The sequence below is a fragment of the Streptomyces sp. UG1 genome (genome assembly GCF_049974585.1).
Taxonomy (GTDB): domain Bacteria; phylum Actinomycetota; class Actinomycetes; order Streptomycetales; family Streptomycetaceae; genus Streptomyces.
The window spans coordinates 1-507 of the sequence record NZ_JBNGGG010000176.1 but is presented as its reverse complement, the minus strand read 5'-3'; the positions used below and the strand labels follow the sequence as shown (position 1 = coordinate 507).

The window sequence follows — 507 nt, the reverse complement described above, 5'->3', positions numbered from 1 at the left end:
GCCCAGCTCCAGCGCCACGTGCTTGAGGTGCGCGCCGCCGCTGGCGATGCGGCCGATGTTGCGGCCCACCGGGGTCGATCCGGTGAAGGTCACCAGGCCCGGCACCGGGTGTTCGACGAAGGCGTCGCCGATCTCGCTGCCGGGGCCGACCACCACGCTGAACAGCCCGGCCGGCAGCCCGGCCTCTTCGAAGATCCGCGCCAGCAGCAGTCCGCCGCAGACCGGCGTGTCGCTGGCCGGCTTGACCACCACCGCGTTGCCCAGCGCCAGGGCCGGGGCGATGGAACGCTGGGTCAGGTGCAGCGGGAAGTTCCACGGGCTGATCACCCCGACCACACCGATGGCGCTGCGGTAGACCCGGCTTTCCTGGCCCGGCACGTCGGACTCGACGATGCGCCCGTGCACCCGTGCCGGGAACGACGCCGACTCCAGGGTGATCGCGCGCGCCGCGCCCCATTCGATCTCGGCCTTCAGGCGGGTGCTGCAGGACTCGCGGATGATCCAGTC

General features: G+C 72.2%; 1 pseudogene. It reads right to left on the bottom strand.

From position 1 onward, the window contains the following. A pseudogene (gene pchA, locus ACP4J3_RS50905) lies at positions 1-507 on the bottom strand (4-hydroxybenzaldehyde dehydrogenase); the annotation flags it as partial.